This is a genomic window from Cereibacter changlensis JA139, assembly GCF_003034985.1.
Lineage (GTDB): Bacteria > Pseudomonadota > Alphaproteobacteria > Rhodobacterales > Rhodobacteraceae > Cereibacter > Cereibacter changlensis.
Genome location: NZ_PZKG01000326.1, coordinates 1 through 1,462, shown reverse-complemented (window position 1 = coordinate 1,462; position 1,462 = coordinate 1). Strand labels below are relative to the sequence as shown.

Annotated in this window: 3 protein-coding genes and 1 pseudogene; all 4 read left to right on the top strand. The window is 72.1% G+C overall.

Going from position 1 to position 1,462, the window contains the following annotated elements:
* Positions 1-105 precede the first annotated feature (105 nt).
* Complete coding sequence (locus tag C5F48_RS23715; protein WP_107666119.1) at positions 106-561, top strand: phage baseplate assembly protein V; 456 nt, start codon at positions 106-108, stop codon at positions 559-561.
* Positions 558-830: a hypothetical protein gene (locus C5F48_RS23710; protein WP_107666118.1), complete on the top strand. Its 273-nt coding sequence runs from the start codon at positions 558-560 to the stop codon at positions 828-830. The genes C5F48_RS23715 and C5F48_RS23710 overlap by 4 nt, the downstream gene beginning before the upstream one ends.
* Entirely contained in the window at positions 827-1,159 is a 333-nt protein-coding gene (locus tag C5F48_RS23705; RefSeq protein WP_107666117.1) for a GPW/gp25 family protein, read from the top strand. The genes C5F48_RS23710 and C5F48_RS23705 overlap by 4 nt, the downstream gene beginning before the upstream one ends.
* Positions 1,156-1,462 (top strand): annotated as a pseudogene (locus tag C5F48_RS23700) (baseplate assembly protein); the annotation flags it as partial. The gene C5F48_RS23705 and the pseudogene C5F48_RS23700, both read left to right, overlap by 4 nt.

Sequence of the window (1,462 nt, the reverse complement as noted above, 5' to 3'; positions counted from 1 at the left end):
CAGCGCGGTGACCTGGGAGCAGGTCGTCGCCGTCTCGCCTTTCCCTGCCCCCGCGCCCATCGTCCCGGAGCTCTATGTCGGCGGCCCGCCCTTCGAGGTGAGCCCATGAGCCTCGCCGCGGCCGAGGCCGACCGCCGGATCGGGGCGATGCTGAACGTCGGCACCATCGTCTCGATCGACAACGCGACGGGGCGCGCCCGGGTGCGGATCGGCGACCTTTTGACCCCGCCGCTGCAGGTCATGCAGATCCGCTCCGGCGCGATCCGGCTGCACTGGATGCCGAGCCCGGGCGAGCAGGTCACCGTCTCCGCCCCCTCGGGCGACATGGCCCGCGCCTTCGTCATGGGCTCGCTGCCCGTCGACGGCAACATGATCGCCCCCGACGCCGGCAGCCCGACCATGGACCTCGGCGGCGGGACGCTGCGGCTGATCGGCACTCTCTACGTCGAGGGCGACATCGAGGTGACCGGCGATGTCCGCGCCTCCGGCGTCAGCCTCGTCACCCACACCCATGGCGGCGTCATTCCCGGCGGCGGCGACACAGGAGGACCGAACGGATGAGCATGAAGACCTATCGCGCGAAGGCCGCCGGCTGGATCGCCGGCCGGCGCGTCGCGGCCGGGGAGGAGATCCGCCTCACCGCCGCCCAGGCGAAGTACGAGCCGGTCGAGCTGGCGGGCGCGGAAGCGGCTTCTGTAGCCAAAAGCGCGACAGAAACGGCCAAACCGGCCCGCAAGGCGAAGGCCGCCGCAAAGCCTGCCGCGGGAGATGTCGAGCCCGTCCCCGCGACTGACCCCGCGACCCCCACCCCGGAGGCCGATCCCGCATGACCGGCCTGTCCCGCAGCGCCTTCCGTCCGCTCGATGCGGACGCGCATCTGGCGCAGTCGATCACCGACATCCTCTCGACCCCGACCGGGAGCCGGGTGCTGCGCCGCGCCTATGGCTCCGAGCTGCCGCGGCTGATCGACCGGCCCGTGAACGGCGCGACGCTGGTCGATGTCTACGCCGAGACCGCCGCCGCGCTTGATGCATGGGAGCCGCGCTTCCGCCTGCGCCGGGTCGAGGTCTCCGCCGCCGCCGCCGGCAAGCTCGGCCTCGTCCTGCATGGCGAGGTCGATCACAGGGCAACAACCTTGACGGCGGAGGTGACCGCATGACCGGCTATTCCGCCATCGACCTGTCGCAGATCCCCGCCCCCGATGTCATCGAGCCGCTGGACTTCGAGACCATCCTCGCCGGGCTGAAGGCCGCGATCATCGCCGACGCGCCGGAGCTCGCCGGCGTCCTGGCGCTGGAGAGCGAGCCGGTGGTGAAGCTCCTGGAGGTGATGACCTACCGCTCGCTCCTCGACCGCGCCCGGGTGAACGACGCGGCCCGCGCCGTCATGCTGGCCACCGCGACCGGCGCGGATCTCGACAACCTCGCGGCCTTGCTGGGCGTGAGCCGACTGACGCTCGTCG